Origin of the sequence: Myxococcus sp. MISCRS1 (assembly GCF_026626605.1) — a bacterium.
Lineage (GTDB): Bacteria > Myxococcota > Myxococcia > Myxococcales > Myxococcaceae > Myxococcus > Myxococcus fulvus.
Window position 1 is genome coordinate 2,407,984 of sequence record NZ_JAPNKB010000001.1, and the last position, 26,977, is coordinate 2,434,960.

The following is a 26,977-nucleotide window of genomic DNA, read 5'->3' on the forward strand; positions in this document are numbered from 1 at the left end:
GCCCACCAAGGGTGACTACAAGGCGTCCCCCATGCTGGACCTCCGGTACGTTGCGCAGAACTTCGATGCGGTCGTCGCTCGCCTGAAGACGCGGGGCGGCAACCTGGACCTCGGCCCCTTCCAGCGCCTCTTCTCCGAGCGCGGCGAGCTGTACCGCGCCACGGAGTCCCTCGCCGCGCGCCGTAACGCCGCCAACGAGGAGATGAAGAAGAAGGCGAAGGAGGACCCCCAGGCGCTGGACGCGCTGCGCGGCGACCTCCGCGCCGTCTCCCAGGAGATCAAGGAGAAGGACAGCCGCCTCAAGGAGGTGGAGGAGGAGATCAACCGCATCCTCCTGCTCATCCCCAACCTCCCCCACGAGTCGGTGCCCGTGGGTGAGAGCGCGGACCAGAACGTCCAGGTGAAGAGCTGGGGTGAGAAGCCCAACCTGCCCTTCACGCCCAAGCAGCACTTCGAGCTGGGCGAGAAGCTGGGCATGCTCGACTTCGAGCGCGCCGCGAAGGTGTCCGGCAGCCGCTTCACCTTCTACAAGGGCGCGCTGGCCAGGCTGGAGCGGGCGCTCGTCACGTTCATGATCGATGTGCACACCCAGAAGGGTTACACGGAGCTGCTCCCGCCCTACCTGGTGCTGCGCGAGACGATGATGGGGACGGGCCAGCTGCCCAAGTTCGAGGACGACGCCTTCAAGACGCTGGGCGACCCCGAGCGCTTCCTCATCCCCACGTCGGAAGTGCCCGTCACCAACTACCACGCGGACGAAATCCTCGAGGGCGAGTCGATGCCCATCCGCTACTGCGCCTTCAGCCCGTGCTTCCGCGCGGAGGCAGGCGCGGCCGGCAAGGACACCCGCGGCCTCATCCGCCAGCACCAGTTCCACAAGGTGGAGATGGTGAAGTTCGCCCAGCCGGACAAGAGCCTGGACGAGCTCGAGGCCATGACGGACGACGCGTGCGACATCCTGCGGCGGCTCGGCCTGCACCACCGGGTGATGCTGCTGTGCACCGGCGACATGGGCTTCTCGGCCCGCAAGACCTACGACATCGAGGTCTGGCTGCCGGGGCAGAACGCCTACCGGGAGATTTCGTCCTGCTCGGACTGCGGCGACTTCCAGGCGCGCCGCGCGAAGATCCGCTTCCGTCCCCAGAAGGGAGACAAGCCCCAGCTCGCTCACACCCTGAACGGCAGTGGCCTGGCCGTGGGCCGCACGTCCATCGCCATCCTGGAGAACTACCAGCGCGACGACGGCACCGTGGCCATCCCGGAGGTCCTCTGGCCGTACATGGGAGGGCTCAAGGAGCTCAAGCCGCTGTAGCGAAGCAGCGTGGCGAAAAGGTGTGATCATCCGCTTGCAACGGGCGAAGAATCAGGTAGAAGGGCGGCCCCACGGTCGACGTCGGTCCGAGGGACACCGCCGGCTGGGTTGTTTGGAGGCGTGGCCGAGCGGTTGAAGGCAGCGGTCTTGAAAACCGCAGAGGGTGCAAGCTCTCCGTAGGTTCGAATCCTACCGCCTCCGAAAATGTTCTTGAGTTTTGCGGTTCTTTGACAGAGAAGAGTTGGAGAGATGGCCGAGAGGCTGAAGGCACAGGTTTGCTAAACCTGCATACTCGAAAGGGTATCGAGGGTTCGAATCCCTCTCTCTCCGCCACTTGTCGTTGTAGCAGCGCGTGAAGATTTTGCTCCCTTAGCTCAGCTGGATAGAGCGTCGGACTACGAATCCGAAGGCCGGAGGTTCGAATCCTCCAGGGAGCGCTCCCTTCTCTCACGCCGTCTCCATGAGTGACGACGAAGCTTTCATGCAGCAGGCGCTCGCGCTCGCGCGGGAAGCCGCGACACTCGGAGAGGTCCCCGTCGGTGCGGTTGCCGTCCATGATGGAAACATCATCGGCACGGGCTTCAACCGCCGCGAAGTGGATCGCAACCCCCTCGCCCATGCGGAAGTCCTCGCACTGGATGCCGCTCGCAGGCATCTCGGGGTCTGGCGGTTGACGGGCGTCACCCTGTACGTGACGTTGGAGCCGTGTGCCATGTGTGCCGGAGCGCTGGTCCAGTCCAGGGTGACTCGCCTCGTGTTGGGCGCCATGGACCCGAAAGCCGGCGCGGTCGGCTCTCTCTACAATCTGGCCGAGGAACCCCGGCACAATCACCGGCTCCAGGTCACTCGTGGTATCCTCGCTGAGGACAGCGCGACTCTTCTCAAAACGTTCTTCGGGCGCCTGCGCGCGAAGCGACGCGACAATTGAATACTTGGAGAGCTGGCCGAGTGGTCGAAGGCACCTGACTCGAAATCAGGCATACCGGTAACGGTATCGTAGGTTCGAATCCTACGCTCTCCGCTCCAGACTTTCTGGAGAGGTGGCCGAGCGGTTGAAGGCGCACGCCTGGAACGCGTGTATATCTGAAAGGGTATCGTGGGTTCGAATCCCACCCTCTCCGTTGTTGATACTGCAGTTGATGTCTACAGCCTTTGTGGTCGGGACAACGTGGGGGCGCGAACCCCGCCAGGTCCGGAAGGAAGCAACGGTAGCGTACCACCGCGTGTGTCCCGGCCGTTCTGAAGAGCCAGCCTCCGTTTCGGAGGCTGGCTCTTCGCCTTTGCGGGGTACGGAGTCCGCCCTGGGCCAGAGCACCTGACCGGCGCCCTGCCCTGTCGACCTTAGTCGCGGACGAGCAGCGTCTCGCGGCCGATGCGCTCCGCAATCCGGAAGCCGCCAGCCTGGAGCTCGGGCAGGGCCCGGTCCTCGAAGGAGACGGCGCGGTTGAAGGTCCGGTCGTTCAGCCCTCGCTGGAAGGCCTCGTCTCGGGGCCAGTCACAGGTGAGCCAGGGGATGCGCTGGCCCAGGTAGAAGAAGCCGCCGGAGCCCCAGAGCCCCTCGTTGACGATGAGCAGCCCCGTGGCGCCGCCCATCCGTGTCGACGCGACGATGGCTCGGAACTGGTCCGCCCGCAGGTCCTGGGGAGGGAACCAGCGGGCGGAGACGAGCCCCGTCACCAGCGCCATCGCCGTCACGCCCCATCGAGCGGATGCGGGAACGCGCGTGGTGAGGAGGTCCGCGACGACGGGCGCCGCCGCGAGCACGCCCAGCACCAGCGCCGGGTAGAGGAAGCGCTCCTCCTTGTGCGCGGTGACGAGCAGCACGCCCAGGTAGACGGCGGCGCACGTCAGCGGCAGGGACACGCCTCGCCGCCCCGCTCGCAGGCCCAGGGGCACCGCGACCCAGGCCCAACCGGGAACGGCCGTCACCAGGGGGAGCAGGTAGAAGCCGGGAGCCGCCGAGCCGAAGCGGGCCGCGGCCTCGCCCGAGAGGACGTTGAAGCGGACGTAGGTGAAGAACGAGTGGAAGGGGCTGCCCCAGGTGAGGTGGTCCAGGAGTCCCAGGCCCGCCGCGACGACGAGCCCGCCCAGGCAGGTGAAGGCCAGCATCCGCCAGCGCCGGGCCACCAGCAGATAGAGCAGCGCGGTGAGGACACAGATGGCGGACGGGTAGCGCGTCACCACCGCGAGCCCCAGCGCGGCGCCACCGAGGAGCCCCGCCCGCGTCTCGCGCTCACGCCGGTCCAGGGCCTCCATGGCCACCACCAGGAAGGACGTGGAGAAGGACTCCGCCAGGGTGCGGCCCGCGAAGACGAGCACCGGCCCGTAGAGGCCCACCAGCAGGACGGCCAGCCAGCCTCCCGAGACGCCTGTACGCCGGGCGGCGAAGCGGTACGCGGCCCACAGGCTCCACGCATGCAGCGCGAGCTGGGGCACGGCCGTCATCGCGCGGTAGCCCTGGGGGTCGGTGATGCCCAGCATCCCCGCCAGTTTCAGGAAGCCGGCCAGGACTCCCGGAACAGCCCAGTTACGGATGCCATCGCGCCACTCCCACGCCAGCACGCCATAGCCATGCACGCGCCAGTACGCGGGCTCCAGCGCCTGGAACACCTCGTCGGGGTGGATGCGGCCCAGCTGGGCCACGGCGATGACAGCCGGCAGCAGCGCCACGACGACGAGGGCAGCCCTCACAAGGAGGGAGGGGCTCGCCGGAGGATGTGGCCGAGCGACATCCGACGGCGGGGGCTCGGGCGACATGGGCGGGGTGGGCGTCTCGGGCAGGGCGGCGGACACGGGCGCCCGGGACTCTCCCCGGCCCGGCGGCGAGGTGCAAGCCAGCGGACGTTTGTCCGCCAGGGCCTCGCTCGGGTAGGAACGCGGTTCCCTCGAGAAGGAGCAGGCCATGCCGGACGTCATCGTGGTGGGAGCGGGACACAACGGACTCGTGACAGCGGCGATGCTCGCGCGCAGGGGCCTGTCCGTCACCGTCCTGGAGGAGAAGGACGTCATCGGCGGAGCGTGCCGGACGGAGTACCCGTTCAAGAGCGCGCCCGGGCTGGGCGTGTCCACGGGCGCGTACCTGCTGGGACTGATGCCCCCGGAGCTCCTGCGCGAGCTGGAGCTGGACCTGCCCCTCAAGCGGAGGGACCCGCACTACTTCCTGCCCACCACGGGCGAGCGCTATCTGCTGTTCGGCTCGGACGAGCGCGAGCTGAAGCGCCAGTTCCTCGAGTTCTTCTCGCAGGCGGACTGGGAGGCCAACCAGGCGATGAACGCGGAGCTGGCCGCGCTGCGTGACGACCTGGCGCCCGCGTGGCTCAAGCCGCCGCTGACCCACGAGGAGACCGCCGAGCGCTACATCCGGCCCGCGCTGCGCGAGCACTTCCTCAAGCTGTGTCGGGGCTCGGCGCGCCAGTACCTGGAGCGCTTCGGCTTCAAGTCCGACCTGGTGAAGGCGATGTACGCGGTGACGGACGCCTTCTCCGGACTGGACGGCGGCTATGACACGCCGGGCACGGGGATGAACCTGCTCGTCCACAACATGTGCCGGCTGCCGGGCAGCGGCGGCACGTGGATGATTGTCGGCGGCGGCATGGGCACCGTCACCCAGTCCATCGCCAACGTCGCGCGCAAGCACGGGGCGGTCATCCGCACGGGCGCCAAGGTGACGTCGGTGCGCGTGGACTCGGGCGTGGTGAAGGGTGTGGTGCTGGAGAACGGCGAGGAGCTCCAGGCCTCCGTGGTCGTGTCCAACGGAGACCCGTTCCGCACGCTGAAGCTGGTGGACACCGCGGCACTGCCGGCGGACTACCGCGCGAAGGTGGGCGCGATGGCGGTGCCGGGCACCACGCTCAAGGTGAACCTGTGCCTGAAGGAGCTGCCGAGGTTCACCTGTCTGCCCGAGGACAAGGGCCAGTTCGGCCCCACCATCCACCTGCTGCCGCAGGAGGACGACGTGCTCGGCGCGCTGGAGCGCTCGTACCGCGACACGCAGGCGGGCAGGCTGTCCGACTTCCCCTCCATCGAGTGGTACATCCACACCACCGTGGACCCGTCGCTGCGTGACGCCGAGGGCCGCCACAACTCCGCGCTCTTCGTGGAGTGGGTGCCCTACAAGCTCGAGGGCACGACGTGGGAGAAGGAGGAGTCGCGCTACGTGCAGCAGCTGCTGTCGGTGTGCGACCGCTTCGCGCCGGGGACCAGTGATCTGGTCCAGGAGTACTTCGCCCTCACGCCGCCGAAAATCGAGAGCCACTTCGGAATCACCGGCGGGCACATCCACCATGTGGACAACAAGCTGGGCTTCACCGACAGGCTGCCCTACGAGACGCCGGTGCAGGGGCTCTACTTCTGCAGCGCGGGCTGCCACCCGGCGGGCAGCGTCATCGGCGCGGCGGGGCACAACTCGGCCCAGGTCGTGCTGAAAGCGCTCGGACGCTGAGTCGCAGCGCCTGGAGATGGATCCTTCGCGCCGTCGTGTTTAGATGACTGCCCCCATGAGCTACCTCGTCCTCGCCCGCAAATGGCGTCCGCAGAAGTTCGATGACATGACCGGACAGGAGCACGTCGTCCGGACCATCGCGAACGCCATCAAGATGGACCGGGTGGCGCACGCGTACCTGTTCTGCGGCCCGCGCGGCGTGGGCAAGACGACGGCCGCACGCCTGCTCGCCAAGGCCCTCAACTGTGAGAAGGGCCCCACGGCGACTCCCTGCGGTGAGTGCCGGGCGTGCACGGAGATTGCCGCCGGCACCAGCGTGGACGTGGCGGAGATCGACGGTGCCTCCAACAACGGCGTGGAGAACGTCCGCGAGATTCGCGAGAACGCGAAGTACCTGCCGCAGCGCGACCGGCACAAGATCTACATCATCGACGAGGTCCACATGCTGTCGGGGGCGGCGTTCAACGCGCTGCTCAAGACGCTGGAGGAGCCGCCCGGGCACGTGAAGTTCATCTTCGCGACGACCGAGGCGCACAAGCTCCCGGACACCATCCTGTCGCGCTGCCAGCGCCACAACTTCCGCCGCATCTCCGCGGCGCGGATGCTCCAGCGGCTGCAGGAGATCTGCAAGGCGGAGGGCGCGGGCATCTCGGACCGCTCGCTGTCGCTCGTGGTGCGCCAGTCCGAGGGCGGCATGCGCGACGCGCTCAGCCTGCTGGACCAGGTGCTCGCCTCGTGCGGAGCGAATCCCACGGACGAGGAGGTCGCCGAGGCGCTGGGCGCCATCGACCGGACGATGGTGCAGGACTTCGCCGACGCGCTGGTGCACAAGGATGCGAAGCGCGTGCTGGAGCGCGTGGAGGAGGTCTTCAATCGGGGCCTCGATTTGAAGCGCCTCGCGGAGGAGCTGGCGATGCAGCTTCGCCACCTCTTCGTCACCAAGACGCTGGGCGAGGCGCCCGCGGAGCTGGCCGAGTCCGAGCAGAAGGCGCTCGTGGCGCTGGCGAAAGACGCGGAGAGCGCGCAGCTCACGCGGATGTTCGACGTGGTGCATGGCTCCGTCTGGGATGTGTCGCGCGCGGCGCAGCCGAGGCTCGCGCTGGAGATGGCGCTGTTGAAGGCCATCCAGCTGTCGCCCGGAGGGTCGATTCCGGAGCTGCTCGCGAAGGTGGACCGGCTCACGGCTGGACTGCCTCAGTCGGACAAGGCCAATGCTGGAGCGCCAGGAGGTCGCTCCAGCTCCACGAACTTTCGCGCCTGAGCCTCGCCAGGCTCCGCCCCCCGAAGCCGCGCCCGCCCCACGTCCGTGGGAGACGGGTCGAGCCGCGCCTGCGACGGGGCAACAGCCCGCCTCGACGCCGAGGCCGACGGGTGCGTCCGGAGGAGTGCCATCGCACGATGGCGTGTCCACGGCCATGCCGTCGGCTCCGCCGCACTCGAGTGCGGGGGCGAGCAACGGGAGCACGTCGTCCCATGGAGCGTCGACTCGCGGGCCGCTGGGTGGCGCGTTCGAGGGTGCACCATCCGTCGCGCCAAGCGGACCGAGTGGCGCCGCGGGTCCTCAGCACGCAGTAGTGCCGGTGGGCCCGCCGCACGGGGGTCCATCGGATGCGTCTCGCGCGACTGTTGGCCAGGCCCCCGCCGGAATGATGGGGCGTGCGCCCTCGGGCCCGCCTTGGGACGCGACGGGGGCCTCGGCTGGGCAGCATTCCGCTGGAGCGCTGGGGCGTGCGCCATCGGGCCCACCCTGGGATGCCCCGGGTCCATCTGCGGGACAGCCCACCACCGGGTCCACGACACGTGCGCCGACAGGCCCACCGTGGGATGCGCCAGCACCGGCTTCCGGACCGCAGCCCACAGGAGACTTCGCGCGTCCCGCGCAAGCGCCTCGCTTCGATGCGCCCGCGTCATTCGACACGCGAGGCTCGGGCGCCTCTCGCTACGACGACTCCGACTACCAGCCCGAGCCACCACCGGACATCGACCTGCCCCGCCACGGTGGAGGCGCATCAGACGAGCCGCCCGCCAACATCGCGCTGCCACGGCATGACGGGGCCGCACGTGACATCCCCCCGCCCCAGCCAGCCGCGGGCGCGTGGACGCCTCCAACTTCCGTCAGCGCCACCCCTCCCGTCCCCGCCACGGGTCCGGTGATGGCCGGGCTGCCTCCGTCCGCCGCGCGCCCCCTGTCCTTCCTGCGCAACGGCGGCGGCGCCCAGACTGTCTCGGACGCTCCGCCCCCATCGGCGTATCCCGTCGAGAATCCCCTGCCCTCGGGCCCCGTCCTGGAGGGCCTGCCCCCGTCCGCCGCGCGGCCCCTGTCCTTCCTGCGCAACGGTCCGCCCGCGCCCACGGCAGCGCCGCCCCCGCAGCAGCCCATCAGTCCCCCCGGCCCGCATGCGGGCGCCACCCCGCTCTCCCGCACCACCGAGCCGGCGCCCACCGTCCGCGTCATCAACGTCCGCAAGCCCGAGCCGCCGCCCGGCCCGCCCGAGCCACCTCCCTACGGCGACAGCGACGAGGAGTCCCGCTTCTATCCAGAAGAGGCCTCTCCGGGCGGCTGCGCCTCCGGCGAGTGCATTCCCGAGCCCGAAGCCCCCACCGCCGCGCCCGAGCCCGAGCCGCCTCCCATGGCCGCCGCGCCCGCCCCCGTGGCACGCGGGCGCGACAACCCCAACCTGCCGCTCATCGAGCGTTGGCGCGCCGCGGTGGAGACCGTGAAGGCGGGCTCCCTGCGCCACGGCACCGCCCTCGCGAACGGCCGGCTCATGTCGATGAAGGCCGGGGAGATCATCCTCGGATTCCTCCCCTCCGCGGGACTGCACCGCATGTCGGTGTCCGCCGCCGCGGGCAAGGCCACCATCGACAAGCTCCTGGCCGAGCACTTCGGCCGGCCCGTGAAGCTGTCCTTCCAGGACGTGTCCGCGGACGACTCCCGGGCCGCGCCCAGCCTCGCCGAGCGCGACGCGCAGAGCCGCGCCACCCACGAGAAGAACACCGAGAGCAAGGTGCGCAACCACGCCTCGGTCCGCTCCGTGCTCTTGGTCCTGGGTGGAGAAATCGAGCACATCCAGATCTACGAGCCCGAGCGCCCCTCCGCCGCCTCGGTCGCCGACGCTCCTGTCGAAGCCCCTGACGACAGCGCCTGACAATGGACGCGCGCGACGCTAGGGTGCGCGCCACACTCCACGCCCGTACCGAGGAAGCACATGCCCGGCGTCGACCTGAACTACTTCATCCGGCAGGCGAACAAGCTGACGGAGAAGATCGAAGAGCGCAAGCAGCAGCTGGCCGAGGAGACCGTCGAGGCCAAGGCCGGCGAGGGCCGCGTCACCGTCGTGGCCAACGGCATCCAGGAGATCCGCAGCATCAAGATCGACAAGGAAGCCATCGACCCGAACGACACGTCGATGCTCGAGGACCTCATCACCGCCGCGGTGAACGCCGCCCTGGCGAGCAGCCGTCAGCACATGCAGCGCGAGCTCGCGAAAATCTCCGGCGGCATCAAGATCCCCGGCGTTACCTGATACCGGATGACTCCCGATCCGCTGAACCGCCTCGTCGCCCAGCTCGCGAAGCTGCCAGGCATCGGGGAGAAGACCGCCCAGCGCCTCGCGTTCCACATCCTGCGCTCTCCGGGCGAATACGCCTCCGAGCTGTCGCAGGCCATCCGCGAGGTGAAGGAGAAGGTGCACCTGTGCGTGCGCTGCTTCTCCCTCACGGACACGGAGACCTGCGGCTTCTGCAGGGACCACCGCCGTGACGAGCGGGTGCTGTGCGTCGTGGAGACCTTCGCGGACCTGATGGCGCTCGAGCGCACCCGCGAGTTCAAGGGCCGCTACCACGTGCTGCACGGCGTGCTGTCCCCGCTCGAGGGCGTGGGCCCGGACCAGCTCCGCATCAAGGAGCTGTTGGAGCGGCTCACCGACAGCCAGGTGGAGGAGCTCATCCTCGCCACCAATCCGGACGTCGAGGGCGAGGCCACCGCGCTCTACCTGACGCGCCTGCTCAAGCCCATGGGCCTGCGCCTCACCCGCATCGCCCAGGGCCTGCCCATGGGCGGTGACCTCGAGTACGCCGACCAGGCCACGCTGGCGAAGGCACTGTCCGCCCGCCGCGACCTCTAGTCGTACGAGCCGGCGCCGGAAGCTCCCGGCGCCGTGCTGCCGCCTACCGCGTCAGTCGCCAGGAGAACGGCACCACCACGTTCACCTCCTCGTCGAGGTGCGCCGGGAAGCGCAGTCGCTCCGCCTGCGCTTGGAGACAGCGGCCCACACCCGTCTGCGCGAGCGCCCCGCTCACGCCCGCCCGCACCTTCCCCGTCGAGGCGATGGAGAACTCCACCTGCACCTGGCCCTCGCTCGCCGGCAGGTCCGCGCGGTTCTTCTCGAAGCACGTGGTGATGCGCGAGCGCCCCTTCGCCACGACGCGGGAGATGTCATCCACGGTGAGCGACACCTTCTTCTTCGCCGTGCTCTTCACGGACTTGCCCTCCGCCACCTCCTCCACGGGCGGCGGTGGTGACAACGCGCTCCCCACCGCGCCCGCCTCACCGCCAGTCCCCTGCGCCGCCACACCCTCGGGAGGCTGCGTCCCGACAGGTGGCGGCGACACGGGCGACACGGCCTGCGGCGCGGGTTCGGCGACCCCTTCCGTCGAGGGAGCAGCGACCGGTGCCTCCACCGGCGAGGTTGCGACAGCCGCGAGGGGAGGAGCCACGACGCCCGCCGACACGGGAGCGACGAGCCGCGCGTAGCCCACGATGCCCACGCCCGCGAGCAACAACCCACCCGCGAGCCCCACGACGAGCGGACGCCATCCGCGAGCACGGGGCGCGGCGACGGGCGTCGGCGCCGACTCGGTGGCCGGAGTCTTCGTCGCCGCCGGCACCAACCCCGAGGACGACGCCGGCGAGCGCGCGCTCCAACCGCGCGCCGTGGCCACGTCGGTGGCGCCCGTCGCGGAGGAAGGCCCCCCCACCACGTCCGTCCCCATCTCCGCCACGCCCGTCGCCTGCGTCACCACGCCCAGCGCGGCGGAGAGCGAGGACAGCGTGGGGATGCGGGTGCGCTCGGTGAAGCGGTCCTCACCGAAGTGGCTGCGCAGGAACGCGCCGAGCTGCGGCGTGCCCGCGGCGCTCAGGTGCTCGCCGAGGAACGCCTCCAGGTCCTCGGCGAAGGCCTCCGCCGTGGCGTAGCGGTCCTGCGGCAGCGGCGCCATCGCCTTGAGGACGATGGCCTCCAGCTCCGCGGGAAGGTCCGGCCGCAGCTCGCGCGGACGCTTGAACTCGCCGTGCAGGAGCGCGTTGAGGACCGCCAGGTCGTTCTCCCGCGAGAAGGGCCGCACGTGCGTGAGCGCCTCGTACAGGCTGACGCCGAGCGCGAAGATGTCCGCGCGCCGGTCCACCCCCTGCCCCTTGGCCTGCTCCGGCGCCATGTACATGTACTTGCCCTTCACGACGCCGGTGCGCGTGTTGGCGAGCCTCGACTCGGCCTTGGCGATGCCGAAGTCCAGCACCTTCACCTGCCCCTGGTACGTCAGGTACAGGTTCGACGGGGAGATGTCGCGGTGCACCACGTTGAGCGGCTGCCCCAGCTCGTTGCAGAACTCGTGGGCGTAGTGCAGCCCTCGCGCCGAGTCGATGAGCACGCGCAGCACGATGGGGAACGGCAGGTACGCGCGTCGCCGTCCCGCCAGCCGCAGCGTCGTGGAGAAGTCCTCGCCCGCGAGGTACTCCATGCAGATGTAGTAGCAGCCCTCGGTGAAGCCGAGCTCCTGTATCTGCACGATGTTGGGGTGCGACAGCTTCGCGGCCAGCCGCGCCTCGTCCCGGAACATCTCCACGAAGTCGGGGATGTTCGACAGGTGCGGCAGCATCCGCTTGATGACCACGTTGCGCTCGAAGCCGTCGGCGCCGAGCAGCTTGGCGAGGAAGATCTCCGCCATGCCGCCCTCGGCCAGCTTGCGCACGAGGACATAGGGGCCGTACGGGCGAAGCAGCGGCGGAGGAGCCTCCTCGGTGCCGGAGCCGGGCTGTGTCGTCTGGGGGGGGGACATCCTCAGGGCCCTCGCTCTTTCAAGGTGCGCACCGTGTGGACATCCGGAGCACCCGGTCGCGTCATTCTAAACACCAGCAGCGGGGGCGAGCCCACCGGCTCCACCCACGTATCGAACCGATGCTTGCCGTCCAGGCTGGCGGGACGTCCATTGATGGACACGCGCGCGTTCACCGGCGCCACCCCCGTGGCCCTCACCTTCGCCGCGGAGCGTTGCCCCTGGCGCGGCTGCGACACGAGCAGCATCGGCACCGAGTTGTCGTACACCAGCTCCAGCTTGTTCATCCGGCCCCCCTTCAGCTGCTCACCCGACTCGGACAACGGCGTGACGGACCACAGGTAGCTGCCCTCGCTCAGCGCGCCCGCATCCAACGCCGCGCGCGCCTCCGTCACCGTGCGCTCCGCCACGGGCTTGTCCAACGCGCCCGCCCGGTACACCGCCACCCGGTAGCGCGCCGCCGACGTCTCCTCCGAATAGGTGAACGTCACGGCCGGCGGTTTGTCCTGGTAGAAGATGGTCGTCTTCTCCAGCCCCTCCGGCACCACGTTGCGCACCCGGTCCAAATCCCGACCGAGCCGCTCCGGCGCGAACACCGCGCTGCCCTTCGCCACCTCCTGACCGTCCTTGCCCTTCACCCGCCAGAAGAGCGTCCCGCGTGCGGGCGCCGGCACGTTGACGAAGGGCTGGAACACCGTGCCCGTCAGCAGGGGCCTGGTGAACTCCGCGTCCGTCGCCACCTCCACCGTCACCTCGCCCTCCTTCTCCCAGCCGAAGGCCACCTCGGGCATGTCCTGGTGGTACACCTCCGCGCCGTCTCCCGCGCCGAGCAGCAGGGGCGCGGGGCCGAGCGACTCGATGCGCGCCTCGCCCGTCTCACCCGAGACGACAGCCCGCTCTCCCGCCCGCAGCGGCTGTCGCGTCTCGCCGCGCACCAGCGTCACCCGCCCCGTCTGCGCGTCCACCAGATAACCCGACCCCGTGCGCCGCACCGCCAGCCGCGATGCGCCGTCCCCCTCCAAGGTAAGCCCCGGCAGCACCACGCGGCTCTCGCGGCCCTGCGCGAGCTGGAGCCCCAGTCGTCCCTGGCGCAGGTCCAGCCGCGCCTCATCGCTCGTGCCGCCCTGCCCCGCGCCCTCCAGCACCATCTCCGCCGAGGGGCCCAGGGTGAGCTGCGAGGACGAGTTCTTCAGCGCCAGGTCCACCGAGCCACCCGCGCGCGTGCGCACGCCGTCACCGGGCGCGAGCACCTCGCCGTCCGCGCGCACCGACCTCCAGCGCTTCGCGTCCTTCCCGCGCAGCTCCGCCCGGCCCGAGCCCACCCGCACCGTCACGTCGATGGGCTCCAGCTCCACCCGCCGCGAGCCCTTGAGCCTCAGCTCCGCCCGGCCCGCGGACACCTCCACCGAGTCGCCTTCGGAGGCGCGCAGCTGCTTGCCGTCCTTCGCGACGAACTCGATGGCGCCCAGCTTCACCTCCACGCGGCCGGCGTCCTTCGTCACCTGGACGGAGACCTCGCTGGGCTCGGAGCCCACGCGCGTGAGGCCGAAGGGCGTCAGCAGCGTGAGCGCCACCTTCTTCCCGGCCGGAGCCCCCGCGGGCTTCGCGGGCACGCGCGACAACACGATGCCGCGCTCCACCTTCAGCACCACGCCGCCTGCGTCCTGGCCCACGCCGACGCGCGCGTCCGCGCCCACCTCCACCGAGCGCCCGTCCGGGAAGCTGAGGGTCGCCGCGCCCGACGCCCCCGTCTCCACCGCGTCGCCCGAATACAGCGGGCCCGCCTGCGCGGGGACCTTCTTGCCGCCGCGCTCCACCTGCACGTCGCCGGACAGGCCCTCCAGTCGGGCCAGCTCCACGGCGGGGCCCGAGTCGGGGGCCGCGGCGGACTCGACGGGAGGAGGGGCTGGAGTGGCCGCCTCGTCGTCGCAACCCGACACGACGAGCAGGAGGGCCAGGAGCCAGGGACGCGTGTTGCTCACCGTTTCTGCCTCGGGAAGAGATCGACGTTGAAGATGGCCTGCTCGCCGTCCTTCAAGGTGACGAGCTTCGACTGCGTGAAGAACCCGCGCGCGGAGATGGTGATGCGGTAGGTGCCACCGCGGACCTTGAAGGTGAACGCCCCCTTCGCGTCCGTGCGCGCCTTCACCTTCGCCTGCGGAATCAGGAGCGTGGCGGCGATGGGCTTGCCACCGCGTGCGTTGCGCACCTGGCCGGTGAGCGTCGCGGGCTCGCCCTTGCGCTCGGAGGCGAGCGGCACCGAGAGCGCCGTCTCCTGCCCCGCCACGATGATGGCCGCCTCCTCCGCCGTGCGGTAACCCGAGGACGTCGCCACCACGGCCACGGGGCCCGGCGGCAACTCCTTCACGTGGACCTCACCGCGCAGGTCCGTGCGCGCCTCCACGCCGCCCACCATCAGCCGCACTCCGGGCAGCGGCACGCCATTACCCGCGCTCACCACCGAAATCTTGAGGCCCCCCGTGGGCGGCGGCAGCTTGCGCGCGCGCACCGCCAGCGCCACGCGGCCACCATCCTCCAACGTGACGCGGCCCTCGGCCGGCGCGTAGCCCTCCGCGCTCACCCGCGCCACGACATCTCCCGGAGGCAGCTCCACGCCCTCCACGTTGCCCTGGGCATCCGCCTCGCGAGGCGCGCCCTCCACGCCATTGGCGACGAGCACCACCTTCGCGGCAGGAAGCGGCGCGCCCGACTCCGCGTCCAGCAACTGGAGCACCAGCGTGCCCATCGGCACCCGAGGCGGCGGCGGTGGCGCTGCCGGAGCGGAGGGCGCGTCGTTCCACGCCACCTCCAGCGCCGCGCCCACCCGGCGCATCCGCTGCTCGGAGCGCGAGCCGTCCACGAGCGTCACGGTGTCCTGCACGTGCTGGAAGTCCAGGAGCACCGTCCCGGACCAGCTCCCCCCGCCCGTCAGCGGGAACAACAGCGCGCCGCCCGCCGCGAAGCCCTTGGCCTCCGCCTTCGCGCCCGCCGCGTCCTTGACCGACAGCGACACCGGCACCTCGCCCCGCGCCTCCACCGCCAGCCGGGTGAAGAGCGGCACCCGCACGCTCGCGCTCACCAGGGCCGCGTGCCGCACGCCCCGCGCCAGCACCGGCTCATCCGAGGTGCCGAAGACGGGCAGCTGCGCGTACCCGTAGCCCGCCCCCAGCTCCGCGCGCACCGGCCCCAGGAAGGCCCGGGCCCGGGGACCCACCGACGCCCTCAGGAGGCTGCCGCCGGTGATCCTCACCGAGTCCTCCTTCAGGTCGAACCCCTCCCGCTGCACCGACGCCCACCCGCCCAGCCACGCGCCCGCCCACGCCGTCCCCAGCACCGCCAGATCATTCGGTGTGAAGCCGTCATAGGTGAGCCCGGGCCCTACATCGGCCTGCTGTCCGTTTCGGAGGGCAATGCCGTAGCGAAGGCGCAGCGAGGCTCGCTCGCGCACCTCCTCCGCCCGGACGGACGGAGCGGCGACCAGCACCAACAGCAAGGGCGCCAGACGCGCCAGGATGGGGGCAAGGGGGCGTGGGGGCGTCAAAGCCCGGCGGAGTATAGAGAAACCCGCGAACACCCCCAAACCAGCACCCTCAGTCCACCTGGAAAGGCCCTGGAGGGGGTTGACCGGGGCTCGCCGGGGGTTCGAAGCGGGCGGACAAGCCCGGGACATCCTCGTTCTCACCGCCAGGAACGGATGGCTTCTTGCTGTGGTGGAGGGGCTTTGCTAAGCATCCTCACGGTCGGTAGCGCCTCGTCTAACCTCCGGGATTCACTCCAGAAACAACGGGGTGGCACCGTGAGAGGGACGAGCGAACGCTGAGGAGCGCATACGCCCATGGGCACGCAACTGGTGATGTACGAAGAGGAGTTCACCAAGATCAACGCCGTTTGCGACCGGCTCACCAAGGACGCGAACGCGAAGGTGGTCTTCCTCGTCGACAAGAACGGGCAGCTCATCTCCTCGGCTGGCCAGACGCAGAACATCGACACCACGTCCCTGGCCTCGCTGACGGCCGGCAACGTGGCGGCGATGGGCGGGCTCGCCAAGTTGATCGGTGAGAACGAGTTCCCCAACCAGTTCCACGAAGGGGCCAAGGACTCGCTCTACATGACGATTGTCGGCAGCCGGGTGGTGCTGGTCGTCATCTTCGACAACCGCACGAGCCTGGGCCTCGTCCGCCTGCGCATCAAGAAGGCCAGCGACGAGCTCACGAAGATCTTCGAGAGTCTGGTGAAGAAGACGGACAGCCCGGGTGCCGGGTCGCCGTTCGCCGAGATCTCCGACGACGATATCGACAACCTCTTCAGCGAGTAACCCGGGAAGCCATGTCCTTCATCAACTACTCATCCCGCGAAATCAACTGCAAGATTGTCTATTACGGGCCGGGTCTCTGCGGGAAGACGACCAACCTCCAGTACATCTACAACAAGACGGCGGCCGAGACGAAGGGCAAGCTCATCTCGCTCTCCACCGAGACGGACCGCACGCTCTTCTTCGACTTCCTGCCGCTGTCGCTCGGCGAGATCCGCGGCTTCAAGACGCGCTTCCACCTCTACACGGTGCCCGGTCAGGTGTTCTACGACGCCAGCCGCAAGCTCATCCTGAAGGGTGTCGACGGCGTCGTCTTCGTGGCCGACAGTCAGATCGAGCGCATGGAGGCGAACATGGAGTCGCTCGAGAACCTGCGCATCAACCTGGCCGAGCAGGGCTACGACCTGAACAAGATTCCGTACGTCATCCAGTACAACAAGCGCGACCTGCCCAACGCCGTCACCGTGGATGAGATGCAGAAGGCGCTCAACCCGCGCAACATCCCCAAGTACGAGGCGATTGCTCCGACGGGCGTGGGCGTGTTCGACACGCTCAAGGCGGTGGCGAAGCTGGTGCTCACCGAACTGAAGAAGGGCGGCTGACGAGGAAGCGGCCGGGCAACCGGCTCCCGTACCGCGGGTGACGAGACGCCCCGCGGTCAAGGGTGTTACAACCTGCTGCCGACGGGCCGGGCCGTCCGCCTCCTGAGGTCGCACAGTGCGTGTCGCAGCCACCCTCCGACTCCTCGCGCTCGTGAGCGCCACCCTCTGTGGGTCGGCGCTCGCGCAGGAGTCGCGCTCTCCCGCCCAGCCGCCAGTCGCCGCCGCCCAGGTCTCCGCGCCCGAGGGTGACAGCACCGCGGACGAGGCCTTCAACGCGCGCGTGAAGACGCTGGAGGAGCAGGTCGTCGACCTGAAGGAGAAGATCTACCGCTCCAAGGCGCGGCTCCTGCTGCTTCAGGAGACGGTGCTCGGCGGTGACGTCACCACGGGCGCGCGAGCGCACATCGTCCACAAGAACGAGATGGGCGGCTCCTTCATCCTGGAGTCGGTGACGTACGCGCTCGACGGCGCGCCCATCTTCACGCAGCTGGACCTGCAGGGCGAGCTCGCCAAGCGCGAGCAGTTCGAGGTCTTCAACGGGCGCATCGTCCCGGGCCAGCACCAGCTCGCGGTGCGCCTGGTGTACCGGGGCAACGGCTTCGGCGTGTTCAGCTACGTGGAGGGCTACAAGTTCAAGGTGCAATCCAGCTACACCTTCAACGCGGAGCCGGGGAAGGTGTCCACGGTGCGCGTGGTGGGCTTCGAGCAGGGCGGCGTGACCACGGACCACAAGGACCGGCCCGCGGTGCGCTACGACATCGAGCTGTCGCGCGACGCGGCGCCCCGCATCGACGGCGAAGCGGGGACGACTCCCCCGGCCACCACCTCCACTGAAGCGCGGTAGGGGCACGCCGGTGAACGTGTCGCTTCGCGCACTCGCCCTGGTGCTCGGCCTCGCGGGTGGCGCTGTCGCCCGGGCCGACACGCCCCCTCCCCCGCCCACGGCGCAGCAGCTGGAGCAGCGCCTGACGACGGTGGAGCGCCAGCTCCAGCTCGCCGAGGAGAGCCTCCGTCAGGTGGAGACGAAGTACAGCCAGCAGCCGGAGCCCGACGAGGCGCAGGCGCGCGTGCGCCGCTACTCCGACGCGGAGATTCAGTACCTCCTGGGCGACTGGACCGCGGCCTCCGTCCACTTCTACGACCTGGTGAGCGACCCGGAGTTCCGCGGCCACCCCCGGTACGCGGACGCGCTCTACTTCCTGGCGGACGCGCTGTACCAGCAGAAGAACGACGTGGGCGCGCGGCTGTACCTGCGCGAGCTGCTGTCGCTGCCCACGCCCTCGCCGCGCCACCGCGACGCGCTCACGCGCTACCTGGCCATCAGCGGCCGGCTGAACCTCTACGACGACGTGGACGCCTACGTGGAGCAGGCGCGCGGGCTGTTCGGCGGACAGCTCCCCGCGGACATCCAGTACGTCTACGCGAAGCGGTTGTTCCGTCGCACGGACCTGGCGCCTTCCGAGCGCATCGCCCACGCGAGGGCCGCCTTCGCGCCCCTGGCCCAGGCCCACGGCGGGCCCTACCAGTTGCAGGCGCGCTACCACATGGCGGTGCTGTCGATGCAGGCGGGTGAGCTGCCCATCGCCATCCTCCAGTTGCAGCAGCTGCTCACGCCCGTGGAGGGCGCGGCCGAGACGACGGCGCCGAAGACGAGGAACAAGCCCCAGGTCCGCGCCACCGCGGACACGGACACGGAGCGCATCCGTGAGCTGGCGCTGATGTCGCTGGGACGCCTCTTGTACGAGGCGGGCCGCTTCGACGAGGCGCTGGACTGGTACGGCCGGGTGCCGCAGGAGAGCGAGTCGTTCCCGGAGTCGCTCTACGAAATCGCGTGGACGCAGGTGCGCAAGGGCAACCACCAGGAGGCGAAGAACGCCGTCGACATCCTGCTGCTCGTGTCGCCCGACTCCAAGCTCGCGCCCGAGGCGAAGCTGCTGCGCGGACACCTGCTCCAGAAGCTCAAGCGGTACGAGGAGGCCATCGCGTCGTACGACGAGCTCATCGGCACCTTCCGTCCGGAGCGTGACAAGGTGGACGTGCTCCTGCGCGCCAACCGCGACCCGGTGGCGTACTTCGAGCGACTCCTGGCGCGCACCGACACCGTGCCGGACGTGCGCACGCTCCTGCCTCCGCTCGCGCTGAAGTACGCGTCGACGGAGCGCGAGGTGAGCAGCGCGATGAAGACGGTGGGCGACATCGACAGCGGGCGGAGGGACACGCTGGAGGCGCGGGAGCTGGCCGCGCGCATCCTCACGGCCCTGGACACGCGCAAGCTGCAGGCCTTCCCGGAGCTGCAGGAGGGCTTCACGCGCTCGGACTCCGTGGAGACGGCGAGCATCCAGGTCGAGGCCTCGCTGGTGGAGCTGGAGGGGCTGTCCTTGGAGCCCTCGCTCACCGCCGACGAGCGCGCCCGGCTCGCGCCGCTGCGTCGTGAGCGCGAGGCGCTGGCCGTCCGCTTCGCCTCGATGCCCGCCACGCAGCAGGACCTGGAGGAGCGGCTGCGGCGGATGCAGGCGCGCGTGGACGCGGTGGACCGAGAGGCCTTCCGGCTGGGCGCGGAGGTGCAGGGGCTGCACGCCATCGCCGCGGCGGTGCGCAAGTGGGTGGATGACACGCGGCTGCTCCGGCAGACGCCTCCCGAGGAGGAGCAGGAGTTCCTCGTGCAGCTCCAGGCAGAGGTCCAGACGCTCACGGATTTGCAGGGGGAGCTGGACCGCACGCGCGGGCGGCTCGCCGATGAGCGCAACGGCGCGGCGGCGGCCCTGGCCGGAGAGCAGGCCATCCGCGGCCGGTTCGCGCAGGCGCTGCGCGCGGAGCACGCGGTGCTCGAGGAGGCCGAACGACGACAGGCGCCCTCGGGCCTCATGACTCGCGCACATGCGGTGCGCCAGCGCGGCGAGGCCTTGCGAGGACGTGTCGCCCAGGCCCAGGGTGCGCTGCGCGGACGCGTGGAGCAGAAGGCCACGCGCATCCGGGCGAAGGTGCTGGCCGAGCAGCAGCTGCTCGAGCGCTACGAGGCCGAGGTGGCCGCGGTGGCCGGCAACGCGAAGCAGCTCGTGGGCCGCATCGCGTATGACAGCGTCCGGCGCGTGCGCCGACAGTTCTACGACCTGGTGCTCAAGGCGGACGTGGGTGTGGTGGACGTGGCCTTCACCGAGAAGCAGGACAAGACGACGTCCATCCAGAAGGTCTCCGCGCAGAAGGCCGAGGCCCTGCGCGCGCTCGACGCCGACTTCCGGGACGTGCTGTCGTCGGAGGAGAGCCGGTGATGCGGCGCGTTCTCGCGGTGCTGCTCTCGCTGGCCTCGCTGCCCGCCGCCGCCCAGGCGCCGGAGGCTCCCGCCCAGGCCACGAGCCCCTCCGACACGGAGGCCCCGAGCCCTTCGGGCACGCCCTCGCGCGACTACCTGAATGGGCTGGGTCGCTCGCCGGACGAGGAGCTGCTGCTCCAGGACGTCAGCCACGCCCTGCGCACGTACGACGAGGAGTCGCGCGAGTTCAGCCGCGACGTCCAGGGGCTGATGGAGCACAAGTACGAGCAGAAGCGGGACTCGCTCGCGTCCTCGTACGAGAAGGTCATCCGCGACTTCGAGGCCCAGGAGCGCAAGGAGCGGATGGAGGCCATCGTCCGCTTCGAGGAGTTCCTGCGCCGCTACCCCAGCGAGCCGCGCTACACGCCCGACGTGATGTTCCGCCTCGCGGAGCTCTATTACGAGCGCTCGCAGGACGAGCATCAGCTGGCGATGAAGGAGTACCGCGACCGGCTGGAGATCCACGACAAGAACCCCGACGGCACGGCGTTCCCCGTGGAGCCGAAGAAGGACTACGCGGACTCCATCGCGCTGTATCGCCGGCTGCTGAAGGAGTACCCGGACTACCGCTTCAACGACGGCGCGTCCTACCTGCTGGGCTACTGCCTGGAGGAACAGGAGCAGGTGGAGGAGAGCTTCCTCGCCTATCAACAGCTCATCGCGCGCTATCCGCGCAGCCGCTTCGCCACCGAGGCGTGGGTGCGCATCGGCGAGTACTGGTTCGAGAACTACAAGGACCCGCAGGCGCTGCCGCGCGCGGCCCAGGCCTTCGAGGCCGCCTCCCGCGACACGCTCCACCCGCTCTACGACAAGGCCCTCTACAAGCTGGGCTGGACGTACTACCGGATGGACCGCTTCGACGAGGGCGTGGAGTCCTTCCTCACGCTGGTGGACTTCTACCAGGCCCAGGCCGTGGCCCAGGGCAACACCGAGGTGGGCGGAGACCTGCGCGACGAGGCCCTGCAGTACGTGGCCATCTCGCTCGCGGACGAGTCGTGGGGCGGCCTGCCTCGCGCGAAGTCGCTGTTCGTCAAGCGCGCCGGGCGTCCGTACGAGGCGGACGTCTACCGTCGCCTCGGGCACGTGTACTTCGACCAGACGAACTACGCGTCCGCCATCGTGGCCTATCGCCAGGTGCTGGAGAAGGAGCCGCTGACGCCCGACGCGCCCGAGCTCCAGCAGCGCATCGTGCAGTCCTACGAGCGCGACCGGATGATGGCGGAGTCCTTCGCCGAGTCGGAGAAGCTGGCCACCCGTTATCAGCCCGGCACCGCATGGCACGCGAAGAACATGGGCGACCCGGACGCGGTCTCCCGCGCCAACGCGCTCGTCGAGAAGAGCCTCTACACCACCGCCACCTTCCACCATCAGCAGGCGCTGGTGTTCAAGAAGGAGGGCCGCTTCGAGCAGGCCCAGGCGGGCTTCGCCACCGCGGCCCGCTCGTATGGCACGTACCTGGAGCGCTTCCCGCGCAGCAAGAGCGCGGGCGAGATGCGCTTCTATTACGCCGAGTGCCTCTACTTCTCGTTCCAGTTCGCCGAGGCCGCGAAGGCCTACGAGCGCGTGCGAGACACGGGTGAGAGCGTGAAGCACCGCGACGACGCGGCGCACAGCGCGGTGCTCGCGTGGCAGCAACTCCTCGCCCAGGAGCAGCAGGCCGGCAAGGCGCCGAAGCTGGAGGTACTGCGCTCCAGTGAGCGTCCGGAGGGCTCCGCGGTGAAGCCCGCGCCGCTGACGCCCACCGAGGCGAAGCTGGTGTCCGCGTCGGACCGGTACGCCGCGCTGCTGCCTCGCGACGCGAAGGCGCCCGGCATCGCGTACAAGGCCGCGGAGCTGTATTACGCGCACGACGACTTCCCCGAGGCGCGCAAGCGCTTCGAGCGCATCATCCAGACGTGGCCGAAGAACGAGGTGGCCCGCTACGCCACCAACCTCACCGTCGAGTCCTTCCTCATCGACAAGGACTGGCGCAGCGTGGAGGAGGTCAGCGCCCGGCTGGCCGGCAACACGCAGGTCATCGAGCCGTCCAGCGAGCTGCATCAGCAGCTCGTGAAGTTCAAGCTCGCGGGCCGCTTCAAGCTGGCGGACCAGCTGCTGGCCGAGGGCAAGTACGAGGAGGCTGCGCGCAAGTACACGCAGCTCGTCGACGAGGCGCCCCGGCACGAGTTCGCCGACAAGGCGCTGAACAACGCGGCCGTCGCGCACGAGAACACACGGCGGTTCGACTCGGCGCTCAAGCTCTACGAGCGCATCTACCGCGAGTACCCGGCCTCTCCGCTCGCGGACGCGGCGCTGTTCCGCGTGGCCGTCAACGCGGAGAAGTCCTACGACTTCGACAAGGCCGTCATCAGCTACCAGAAGCTGGTGAAGGACTACCCCAAGTCGAAGGACCGCGAGGCGGCGCTCTTCAACACCGCGCGCCTGCTGGAGGGCCAGCAGCGTTATTCCGAGGCCGCGGCCACCTTCATCCGCTACGCGGAGCTGTTCCCCTCCGCCGAGGACGCGCCGAAGAACCAGTACCGCGCCGCCGTCCTGCTGGAGAAGCAGGGGGATGCTCGCGGCGAGGTGCGCGCGCTCCAGGAGTTCGTGCGCAAGTACGCGAACAAGTCCGCGCAGGTGGAGCTGGTGGTGGACGCGCACCGGCGCATGGGTGACGCGCACCAGAAGCTCGGCAACGAGAAGCAGGCGCAGAAGGACTACACGCAGGCGGCGAACGAGTTCGACCGGCGCAAGCTCAAGCCGGACACGCACCCGCTCGCGGCGAACGCGGCGGCGTATGGACGCTTCCAGTTGGCGGAGGCGCAGCTGCGCCAGTTCGACAAGCTGAAGATTGGCGGCTGGGGCAAGACGCTGGTGCGCAGCTTCGCTGTGAAGCGCGCGGGTGTGAAGACGGTGAAGGACGCGTACGCGCGTGTGTATCCGTACAAGCAGCTCGAGTGGTCGCTCGCGGCGGCCTATCGGTCCGGCTACGCGCTGGAGCGCTTCGCGAACACCATCATCGAGACGCCCGTGCCTCCGGACGTGAAGCGGCTGGGTGAAGAGGCGGTGGTGACGTACCAGGACCTGCTCGCGCAGAACACGGCGGAGCTGGAGGACGCCGCGGTGGAGAGCTACGCGGTGGCGCTGGCGGAGGCGCGGAAGAATCGCGTGTCCAACGAGTGGACCCGGCGCACGCTGGAGGCCCTCAACCGCTTCCGTCCGAAGGAGTACCCGGTGCTCAAGGAGCCCAAGCAGGCCCTCGCGTCCGAGGCCACCTATCCGGAAGGGCTCATCGGCCACGTGAGCGGCCCGCCCCAGCCCTCTCCCGAGGACGAGCGCCGCATCACCGGGGGGGCCAAGCCGTGAGCACCACGCCACGCACGCTCGGGGCCTCGGCCCTCACCGCGCTGTTCCTCTCATCGGGGCTGTGGTTGTCCGCGTGCGCCTCCGCACCGGAGACACGTCCCGCGCAGGACGCGCCCGCACCCGTCCCCCAGGACACGGCGGCGAAGGCGCCCCCCGTCGTCGAGCCACCTCGCCGCAGCGCGGCCGAGGACTTCGACCAGGCGGTGGCCATCGCGCGGACGGGCGAGCTGACAGCAGCCGAAGCTGCACTGCGCGCCCTGGTGACGCAGGAGCCGAAGCTCGACTACGCGTGGACCAACCTGGGCATCGTCCAGGAGCGCCTGGGCAAGCACGAGGACGCGGAGCGCTCGTACCGCCAGGCCCTCACCCTCGCGCCCGAGCAACAGTCCGCGTGGGACTGCCTGACGCGCCTGTACGGCCGCACGGGCCGCTCGGCGGCGCTGGAGACGGAGCTGCGCGGGCTCCTGGAGACGAAGCAGGACTCGGTGACGCTGCGCACGGCGCTGGCCGTCACGCTGCTCCAGCAGAAGAAGCTGGGGCCCGCGGCCACCGAGGCGAAGCGCGCGCTCAAGGGCGACGAGCGACACACGCACGCCATGCAGGTCCTCGCGCAGGTCTACTACCGCGAGGGCAAGCAGGAGCTGGCGCGCATGGTGCTCGAGAACGCGCGCGACATCGCGCCCTCGGACGCCGCCACGCGCAACGCGCTCGGGCTGGTGTACCTGGCGCTGAACGTCAGGCCGCAGGCGCTGGAGGAGTTCAAGGAGGCCGCGAAGCTGCGACCCGACTTCGCCGAGGCTCGCAACAACTTCGGCGCGATGCTCAACGAGGCACAGGACTACGCCGCCGCCGTGACGGAGCTGGAGGCCGCCGTGAGGTCCGCGCCGGACTTCGCCGCCGCGCGCCTCAACCTGGGCAATGCCTACCGCGGCACCGGTGACTTCGAGCGCTCCAAGGCCGAGTACGAGCGCGTGCTCGAACTGCGCCCGCAGCAGCCCGACCCGCTGTTCAACCTCGCCATCCTGTACCTCGACGTGGAGCCACCAGGCGGCGACCCCGTCGGGCGCTACAAGACGGCGCTCACCTACTTCGAGCGCTACGAGGCCCAGGGCGGCAAGGACGACCGCATCCCCCAATACACCAAGGACGCACGCAAGAGCATCGAGCGTGAAGAGCGGCGCCTCGAGCGCGAGCGCAAGGACCAGCTCCGCAAGGCCGCGGAGGCGGAGAAGGCCCAGAAGGAGGCCGCGAAGCAGGCCCCCGACGCCACCGTGTCGGCTCCCGCCTCGCCCCCGTCCGACCCACACGCCCCCACGGACACGTCCCGGTCACCCGTGACACCCGGAACCACCGCCCCCGGCGCGGTGTCCCAGCCTGGAACCCAGGCCGCCCCTCCTCCGGCCGAGAGCCCCCCTGCCCCCACGCCCGCGAAGGCCGGCTCGGGTAAGCTGGCCGACGACAGGAACTAGGACCTCCATGCGTGCCCCTCTCACCCTCTTCGTGCTGCTCGCCGCCGCGCCCGTGCTCGCGCAGGACAAGTCCACGTCCTCCGCCACGAGCACCGCCCAGCAGACCTCGGCCACCACCGAGGCCGCCGCCGCGAAGAAGGCACCTCGCAAGGTCATCCGCCTGGACGCGCTCACCGTCGAGGGACGCATCCAGAAGCCCCAGGCCTTCTACATCCTCCCCCGCTCCAACCTGAGCTTCGACGAGCTCAACCGCACGGAGAGCTTCGTGCCCAAGGTCGAGAAGAGCGTCGAGCAGGAGCCCTTCTAGTCCATGGCAGCCCCTTCGCCCGCCAAGCTGCTCCGCGTCGGCCTCATCCAGAACGGCCAGATCGTCGAGGAGCACCACGTCCGTCGTGAGACCGTCACCATCGGCCACGACGCGCGCAACACCATCGTCCTGCCCGCCTCGGACGACAGGCCCGCGCGCTTCAGCGTCTTCGAGAACCAGGGCCAGCAGTTCCAGCTCGTCATCAACGAGTCCATGAAGGGCCGCGTCAACCTGGGCTCGTCCGACGTGGACTTCGATGCGCTGCGCTCCCAGGGGCTCGCCTCGCGCCGCGGAGACCTCTACGTCCTACCCCTGCAGGAGACCGCCCGCGGCAAGGTGGAGCTGGGCGACGCCACCCTCTTCTTCCAGTTCGTCGCGCCCCCCGCCGAGGAGGAGCGTCCGCTGCTCCCCTCGGACGTGCGCGTCAGCCGCTGGAAGACGATGGACCGCGTCTTCTTCGGCATCCTCGCCATCTCGCTCCTGGTCCACTTCTCCGGCGCCGCCATCATCCTCTCCGCCGAGGCCCCCAAGGAGCAGGAGCTGGCGTTGGATCAGCTCGATGACCGCTTCGTGCGCGCCATCATCCCCCAGCGCCCCATCGAGCCGCCCAAGCCCACCGCGCCCGGCCCCGCCGAAGCCCCCAAGGAAGAGCCCAGGACGGCCGAGGCCGCCACCGACAAGCCCGCCGAACCGAAGCCCTCCACCCGCGCCGCCGCCGAGCGCCACGCGGAGATGGTGAAGAAGGTCTCCGACAAGGGCCTCTTGAAGATGCTCGGCTCGAAGGGCTCCGGCTCCGGCGCCTTCCAGGACGTGCTGGGCGGCGCCAGCGGCGGCAACGACATCGTCGCGGCCCTCCAGGGCGCCGGCGGCGTGGGCGTGGCCAACGAGGCCTCCGTGGGCAAGGGCAACGGCCCTCGCGGCGGCGGCACCGGCACCGTGACGGGCATCGGCGAATTGGGCACCCAGGGCGGCGGCAAGGTCGACCTGGGCACCAAGAAGGAAGTCGACGTGAAGGGCCGCGTGCAGGACGCCGCCCCGGAGGTCGACAGCTCCGAGGTGGACCGCGACGCGCTCGCCCGCTACGTGCGCGCGCGCAAGGGCGCCATCCAGAGCTGCTACGAGAAGGAGCTCAAGCGAAACCCCAGCCTCAAGGGCAAGGTGGTGGTGCGCTTCTCCATCACCCCCTCGGGGCGCGTGGGCGACTTCGACATCGACGAGAACACGCTCGGCAGCGAGGCCGTGGCCAGCTGCATCCGCGCCGCCATCCGCGCCTGGGTGTTCCCCTTCAAGCCCGACTCGGACGCCACCGTTTCCTACCCCTTCGTCTTCTCGCCGACGGGGTAGGCTGGCGCGTCCGAGCCCGGGCTCCGAGGGGACCATGGAGAAGCTGGCCGTCATCGCCGCCTCACCGCTGTTCGAGATGCTCGCCCCGGAGGAGCTGTCCCGCCTCGCCGAGCTGGCGCGGACGCTCCACTACACGGCCGGCGAGGTCATCTTCGAGGAGGGGGACCTGGGCGACAGCCTCTTCCTCCTCATCCGGGGTCAGGTGGAGGTCGCCCGCAGGGGCCCGGACGGGTCGCTGCATCCGCTCGCGCGGCTGTCTCCGCCCGAGTTCTTCGGGGAGATGGGCCTCATCGACAAGGACCACCGCTCCGCCACCGTGCGCGCGCACACGGACGCCCACCTGCTCCAGCTCACCGCCCAGGACCTGCGCGTCTTCCGCCAGAGCCACCCCGACGGGTTCACCTTCGTCGTCATCAACATCGCGCGAAGCCTGGCTGCCCGACTGCGGGACGCCAATGCCCGGCTCTCCGGTAACCACTGA

Annotated in this window: 20 protein-coding genes, 5 tRNA genes and 1 other RNA gene; 22 read left to right on the top strand and 4 right to left on the bottom strand. The window is 70.0% G+C overall.

The genetic code is table 11. The features are described 5' to 3' along the window. Positions 1-31: 31 nt before the first annotated feature. The 8 genes from serS (at position 32) to ffs (ending at position 2,556) form a co-directional block, all read left to right on the top strand. A complete protein-coding gene (gene serS, locus OWM54_RS09145; protein ID WP_223785001.1) occupies positions 32-1,312 on the top strand; it encodes a serine--tRNA ligase in 1,281 nt (426 codons plus the stop codon). Between the two features lie 114 nt (positions 1,313-1,426). Further along, positions 1,427-1,513: transfer RNA gene (locus OWM54_RS09150), tRNA-Ser, on the top strand. Between the two features lie 42 nt (positions 1,514-1,555). Next, a tRNA-Ser gene (locus tag OWM54_RS09155) sits at positions 1,556-1,645 on the top strand. A gap of 30 nt (positions 1,646-1,675) precedes the next feature. Next, positions 1,676-1,749 (top strand) — tRNA-Arg (locus tag OWM54_RS09160). 23 nt (positions 1,750-1,772) lie between these two features. Continuing rightward, positions 1,773-2,240 (top strand): tRNA adenosine(34) deaminase TadA, encoded by a 468-nt coding sequence (tadA, locus tag OWM54_RS09165; protein WP_267697219.1) that lies wholly within the window; start codon positions 1,773-1,775, stop codon positions 2,238-2,240. A 6-nt stretch (positions 2,241-2,246) separates the two neighbouring features. After that, positions 2,247-2,333 (top strand) — tRNA-Ser (locus OWM54_RS09170). Between the two features lie 13 nt (positions 2,334-2,346). Continuing rightward, positions 2,347-2,433, top strand: a tRNA-Ser gene (locus OWM54_RS09175). Positions 2,434-2,463: 30 nt separating this feature from the next. Beyond that, positions 2,464-2,556: signal recognition particle sRNA small type (ffs, locus tag OWM54_RS09180), an RNA gene on the top strand. A 97-nt stretch (positions 2,557-2,653) separates the two neighbouring features. Here ffs and OWM54_RS09185 read toward each other — a convergent pair. Continuing rightward, positions 2,654-4,003 carry a glycosyltransferase family 39 protein gene (locus tag OWM54_RS09185; protein WP_267697220.1) on the bottom strand — a complete coding sequence of 450 codons (1,350 nt, stop codon included), beginning with the start codon at positions 4,001-4,003 and terminating at the stop codon, positions 2,654-2,656. 211 nt (positions 4,004-4,214) lie between these two features. On the opposite strand from OWM54_RS09185, the gene OWM54_RS09190 reads away from it, so the two are divergent. The 5 genes from OWM54_RS09190 to recR all read left to right on the top strand — a co-directional run bounded on the left by OWM54_RS09190 (position 4,215) and on the right by recR (position 9,880). Continuing rightward, positions 4,215-5,753 carry a phytoene desaturase family protein gene (locus tag OWM54_RS09190; protein WP_223750557.1) on the top strand — a complete coding sequence of 513 codons (1,539 nt, stop codon included), beginning with the start codon at positions 4,215-4,217 and terminating at the stop codon, positions 5,751-5,753. Between the two features lie 55 nt (positions 5,754-5,808). Further along, the gene (gene dnaX / locus OWM54_RS09195; protein ID WP_267697221.1) at positions 5,809-7,014 is read left to right on the top strand and encodes a DNA polymerase III subunit gamma/tau; all 1,206 of its coding nucleotides are present in this window, start codon (positions 5,809-5,811) and stop codon (positions 7,012-7,014) included. An 892-nt stretch (positions 7,015-7,906) separates the two neighbouring features. Then, positions 7,907-8,902 carry a DNA polymerase III subunit gamma/tau gene (locus OWM54_RS09200; protein WP_267697222.1) on the top strand — a complete coding sequence of 332 codons (996 nt, stop codon included), beginning with the start codon at positions 7,907-7,909 and terminating at the stop codon, positions 8,900-8,902. A gap of 60 nt (positions 8,903-8,962) precedes the next feature. Then, positions 8,963-9,280: a YbaB/EbfC family nucleoid-associated protein gene (locus OWM54_RS09205; protein WP_046712137.1), complete on the top strand. Its 318-nt coding sequence runs from the start codon at positions 8,963-8,965 to the stop codon at positions 9,278-9,280. 6 nt (positions 9,281-9,286) lie between these two features. Continuing rightward, positions 9,287-9,880, top strand: coding sequence for a recombination mediator RecR (gene recR, locus OWM54_RS09210; protein WP_046712136.1), 594 nt, complete (start codon positions 9,287-9,289; stop codon positions 9,878-9,880). 43 nt (positions 9,881-9,923) lie between these two features. Here recR and OWM54_RS09215 read toward each other — a convergent pair whose 3' ends face one another. From OWM54_RS09215 to OWM54_RS09225, 3 genes are read right to left on the bottom strand one after another with little or no spacing between them, the layout of a single operon-like run. Next, positions 9,924-11,810 carry a protein kinase domain-containing protein gene (locus tag OWM54_RS09215; RefSeq protein ID WP_267697223.1) on the bottom strand — a complete coding sequence of 629 codons (1,887 nt, stop codon included), beginning with the start codon at positions 11,808-11,810 and terminating at the stop codon, positions 9,924-9,926. Positions 11,811-11,812: 2 nt separating this feature from the next. Then, positions 11,813-13,789 (bottom strand): hypothetical protein, encoded by a 1,977-nt coding sequence (locus OWM54_RS09220; protein WP_267697224.1) that lies wholly within the window; start codon positions 13,787-13,789, stop codon positions 11,813-11,815. Beyond that, complete coding sequence (locus tag OWM54_RS09225) at positions 13,786-15,291, bottom strand: MSCRAMM family protein (protein ID WP_267701110.1); 1,506 nt, start codon at positions 15,289-15,291, stop codon at positions 13,786-13,788. Before OWM54_RS09225 ends, OWM54_RS09220 begins: the two co-directional genes overlap by 4 nt. A 351-nt stretch (positions 15,292-15,642) precedes the next feature. Between OWM54_RS09225 and mglB the strand changes: the two genes are divergently transcribed. The 9 genes from mglB to OWM54_RS09270 all read left to right on the top strand — a co-directional run bounded on the left by mglB (position 15,643) and on the right by OWM54_RS09270 (position 26,977). Then, positions 15,643-16,122, top strand: coding sequence for a gliding-motility regulator GTPase-activating protein MglB (mglB, locus tag OWM54_RS09230; protein WP_002637270.1), 480 nt, complete (start codon positions 15,643-15,645; stop codon positions 16,120-16,122). Between the two features lie 11 nt (positions 16,123-16,133). Continuing rightward, the gene (mglA, locus tag OWM54_RS09235) at positions 16,134-16,721 is read left to right on the top strand and encodes a gliding-motility regulator Ras-like GTPase MglA (protein WP_046712132.1); all 588 of its coding nucleotides are present in this window, start codon (positions 16,134-16,136) and stop codon (positions 16,719-16,721) included. Between the two features lie 115 nt (positions 16,722-16,836). Further along, entirely contained in the window at positions 16,837-17,565 is a 729-nt protein-coding gene (locus OWM54_RS09240) for a dihydrolipoamide acetyltransferase (protein ID WP_324289058.1), read from the top strand. 16 nt (positions 17,566-17,581) lie between these two features. After that, the gene (locus OWM54_RS09245) at positions 17,582-19,990 is read left to right on the top strand and encodes a tetratricopeptide repeat protein (RefSeq protein ID WP_267697225.1); all 2,409 of its coding nucleotides are present in this window, start codon (positions 17,582-17,584) and stop codon (positions 19,988-19,990) included. Beyond that, complete coding sequence (locus tag OWM54_RS09250; RefSeq protein WP_267697226.1) at positions 19,990-23,376, top strand: tetratricopeptide repeat protein; 3,387 nt, start codon at positions 19,990-19,992, stop codon at positions 23,374-23,376. Before OWM54_RS09245 ends, OWM54_RS09250 begins: the two co-directional genes overlap by 1 nt. Further along, positions 23,373-24,845, top strand: a complete 1,473-nt coding sequence (locus tag OWM54_RS09255) for a tetratricopeptide repeat protein (RefSeq protein WP_267697227.1) — start codon at positions 23,373-23,375, stop codon at positions 24,843-24,845. Before OWM54_RS09250 ends, OWM54_RS09255 begins: the two co-directional genes overlap by 4 nt. Before the next feature lie 7 nt (positions 24,846-24,852). Continuing rightward, positions 24,853-25,152 (top strand): hypothetical protein, encoded by a 300-nt coding sequence (locus tag OWM54_RS09260; protein ID WP_074957907.1) that lies wholly within the window; start codon positions 24,853-24,855, stop codon positions 25,150-25,152. Positions 25,153-25,155: 3 nt separating this feature from the next. Beyond that, positions 25,156-26,496 carry an AgmX/PglI C-terminal domain-containing protein gene (locus tag OWM54_RS09265; protein WP_267697228.1) on the top strand — a complete coding sequence of 447 codons (1,341 nt, stop codon included), beginning with the start codon at positions 25,156-25,158 and terminating at the stop codon, positions 26,494-26,496. A gap of 34 nt (positions 26,497-26,530) precedes the next feature. Beyond that, positions 26,531-26,977, top strand: a complete 447-nt coding sequence (locus OWM54_RS09270) for a cyclic nucleotide-binding domain-containing protein (RefSeq protein WP_223750548.1) — start codon at positions 26,531-26,533, stop codon at positions 26,975-26,977.

Bases quoted from the DNA above. Each gene is read 5' to 3' on its own strand.
- OWM54_RS09190 (WP_223750557.1), top strand. From the start codon at position 4,215: ATGCCGGACGTCATCGTGGTGGGAGCGGGACACAACGGACTCGTGACA.
- OWM54_RS09250 (WP_267697226.1), top strand. From the start codon at position 19,990: ATGCGGCGCGTTCTCGCGGTGCTGCTCTCGCTGGCCTCGCTGCCCGCC.
- OWM54_RS09215 (WP_267697223.1), bottom strand. From the start codon at position 11,810: ATGTCCCCCCCCCAGACGACACAGCCCGGCTCCGGCACCGAGGAGGCT.
- tadA (WP_267697219.1), top strand. From the start codon at position 1,773: ATGAGTGACGACGAAGCTTTCATGCAGCAGGCGCTCGCGCTCGCGCGG.
- mglA (WP_046712132.1), top strand. From the start codon at position 16,134: ATGTCCTTCATCAACTACTCATCCCGCGAAATCAACTGCAAGATTGTC.
- recR (WP_046712136.1), top strand. From the start codon at position 9,287: ATGACTCCCGATCCGCTGAACCGCCTCGTCGCCCAGCTCGCGAAGCTG.
- OWM54_RS09270 (WP_223750548.1), top strand. From the start codon at position 26,531: ATGGAGAAGCTGGCCGTCATCGCCGCCTCACCGCTGTTCGAGATGCTC.
- OWM54_RS09260 (WP_074957907.1), top strand. From the start codon at position 24,853: ATGCGTGCCCCTCTCACCCTCTTCGTGCTGCTCGCCGCCGCGCCCGTG.
- OWM54_RS09265 (WP_267697228.1), top strand. From the start codon at position 25,156: ATGGCAGCCCCTTCGCCCGCCAAGCTGCTCCGCGTCGGCCTCATCCAG.
- dnaX (WP_267697221.1), top strand. From the start codon at position 5,809: ATGAGCTACCTCGTCCTCGCCCGCAAATGGCGTCCGCAGAAGTTCGAT.
- OWM54_RS09200 (WP_267697222.1), top strand. From the start codon at position 7,907: ATGGCCGGGCTGCCTCCGTCCGCCGCGCGCCCCCTGTCCTTCCTGCGC.
- serS (WP_223785001.1), top strand. From the start codon at position 32: ATGCTGGACCTCCGGTACGTTGCGCAGAACTTCGATGCGGTCGTCGCT.
- OWM54_RS09205 (WP_046712137.1), top strand. From the start codon at position 8,963: ATGCCCGGCGTCGACCTGAACTACTTCATCCGGCAGGCGAACAAGCTG.
- mglB (WP_002637270.1), top strand. From the start codon at position 15,643: ATGGGCACGCAACTGGTGATGTACGAAGAGGAGTTCACCAAGATCAAC.